General features: G+C 49.7%; 3 protein-coding genes. All 3 read left to right on the top strand.

Annotated elements, in window-relative coordinates; all coding sequences use genetic code 11:
- Positions 1-113 precede the first annotated feature (113 nt).
- The 3 genes from MJ769_RS00860 to MJ769_RS00850 all read left to right on the top strand — a co-directional run bounded on the left by MJ769_RS00860 (position 114) and on the right by MJ769_RS00850 (position 2,371).
- Complete coding sequence (locus tag MJ769_RS00860; RefSeq protein ID WP_239233956.1) at positions 114-557, top strand: antitoxin Xre/MbcA/ParS toxin-binding domain-containing protein; 444 nt, start codon at positions 114-116, stop codon at positions 555-557.
- Positions 557-1,015 (top strand): RES family NAD+ phosphorylase, encoded by a 459-nt coding sequence (locus MJ769_RS00855; protein ID WP_239233955.1) that lies wholly within the window; start codon positions 557-559, stop codon positions 1,013-1,015. Before MJ769_RS00860 ends, MJ769_RS00855 begins: the two co-directional genes overlap by 1 nt.
- A 600-nt stretch (positions 1,016-1,615) precedes the next feature.
- Entirely contained in the window at positions 1,616-2,371 is a 756-nt protein-coding gene (locus MJ769_RS00850) for an SDR family oxidoreductase (RefSeq protein ID WP_239233954.1), read from the top strand.
- Positions 2,372-2,443: the final 72 nt, after the last annotated feature.

The following is a 2,443-nucleotide window of genomic DNA, read 5'->3' as shown; positions in this document are numbered from 1 at the left end:
CTAAAAACCTGTCAAGTGTTTTCTTGATTATTTATAGGGGTGAGTAGTTACCAATATCAAACCGTAGTCATTTGATGTATTATAAAATATCAAATGACAGCATGGAGATTGAAATGACTGCGACCAGTGCCATTACGCGTAAGTATCCAGAAGGATTTAGCCAATGGAAAACAAAATTGGCCAAGGCCAATCCAGGCGCGCGGATCAAGATCGTTCGTGCAGGTGTGTCGCCCCTCATATTAGTCTCGGCCAGCGAACACTTCGGCATGCCGCGTAACCTGTTTGCCAAGTTACTCGGCATCTCGCCAGCTACAGCCGAGCGCAAAATTAAGGCCGGTAGCCTGTTAGGGCAAACCGAAACAGAGCGTCTGGAGCGTATTGCGCTGATTGAGAATGAGGCTGATAAAGTGTTTGGCACATCTGACAAGGCTCTCGACTGGTTGACTAAAAACAATGCCGCGCTGGGTGTCACTCCACTATCCATGCTTGACACTGAAACAGGGGCAGGCGAAGTGCGCAAGGTAATGTCAGCTATTGCCTATGGTGGTGCGGTTTAATGCAGGCTTGGCGTATCGCCAAAAGAGCTTACGCGCTTGATCGTCAAGGAACTGGCGCGCGCCTGTCCGGTGGACGCTGGAATTCGCCCGGTGTAGCTGCCGTCTATGCGGGGCTGACACCCGAGATCGCGGCTATGGAGAAGCTGGTTCATACCGGAGATATATTGCCGCAGGATCTGGTGCTGGCCGTAATTGACCTTCCAGACGATCATGGTCTGTACCAGCGTTATACGGTTAAGGATTTGCCCGCAGGCTGGGATGCTCTACCCAGTTCGACGGCTGCAATAGCGCTTGGCGATCAATTCCTGCTTGCGGCTTCGCATCTGGGACTGATGGTACCTTCGGCAGTCATGCCGGAAGCTTTCAACATCGTCCTGAATCCCAATCACCCGGCATTTTCCGCCGTCACCATCAACGTCGTTCGACCATTCGAGTTTGATTCCAGATTACTCGGATGAGTCTAAACTATAGACTCGGCACGAATTATCCGTGATTTTTTGAGCAAGATATGTATCGTTGCGTATGGAAAAAGACGACGCAAGGAAACAAACAAGGGAGGTACTCCACGAGAGGCGCAAGCAAGTTATTTGCATGCACCGCAAGAGGATGCCAGTCATGTAAATAGTTGAGCACAGTGGTCTCAGTTGGTATGCCGTAAACACAACGCTATCGTGATTTTGTTCAAGAAGGCAAGGACAGCCATCACTCTGGCAACAGTTGAAAAATCATATTTTTCAGGGTGATGATGATTTTGTAAATAACATGCAAGGCAAGCTTAACCCCGCGCAATCGCTTAACGACATACCCAAAAAGCAAAAACAGGCTCCCATAAAGCCATTGAACTATTTTGCTGAGCGGTATCAAACCCGCGACCAAAGCCTGTCCCAGGCGTATCGAATTGGACACTATACACTCGCCCAAGTGGACTAATATTTTGGTGTGTTAGTGCGAAGCAGTAATGTCCCCTTTCTCCCAAATGGAAGTTAACCTGAGGTGTCGAGAAGCGATAAATCAGTGATAATCAAGCTTTAATCAACCAGCGCATAGGAGAATTCATCATGAGCAACCACTCATTAAACGGCAAAGTTGTTCTCGTCGGCGGAGGTGCCAAGAATCTCGGCGGCCTCATTAGTCGAACCTTCGCCTCAGAGGGTGCTAAAGTCGTCGTTCACTTTCATAGCCTCGCCACGAAAGCTGATGCCGACAAAACCGTCGCAGACATTAAATCCGCAGGCGGTGAGGCATTCACAGTCCAAGGCGACTTTACGAAAGTAGCAGATGTTGTAGCGGCCTTTGCCACAGCGAAGAAACAGTACGGTGGCATTGACATCGCGATTAACACAGTTGGTAAGGTACTCAAGAAACCGTTTGCGGAAACCACAGAGGCGGAATACGACTCAATGGCCGCCATCAATTCGAAAGCGGCTTACTTTTTCATCCAGGAGGCCGGCAATCAGCTCAATGACGGAGGTAAAATATGTACTATCGTCACTTCTCTGCTCGCAGCGTACACGGGTCTGTACTCCACGTATGGAGGCATGAAAGCTCCGGTGGAGCACTTCACGCGTGCAGCGTCGAAAGAGTTTGGTGGTCGAGGTATCTCCGTCACGGCTGTCGGCCCAGGTCCGATGGACACCCCATTTTTCTATGGGCAGGAGACACCCGAAGCTGTGGCGTATCACAAGTCAGCCTCCGCGCTTGGCGGGTTGACAAAAATTGAAGATATCGTGCCGCTTATCAAATTCCTAGTGACCGATGGATGGTGGATCACTGGACAGACTATTTTTGCGAACGGTGGTTACACTACTCGATAACCATATCACGGAAGACTTAACGAATAAGGTTAGGTGCGACACGAAGTTGCACGATGAAGTTGTTCTGCCAGA

Origin of the sequence: Candidatus Nitrotoga sp. BS (genome assembly GCF_927797785.1) — a bacterium.
Taxonomy (GTDB): domain Bacteria; phylum Pseudomonadota; class Gammaproteobacteria; order Burkholderiales; family Gallionellaceae; genus Nitrotoga.
This window is presented reverse-complemented; position numbering and strand designations above follow the sequence as displayed.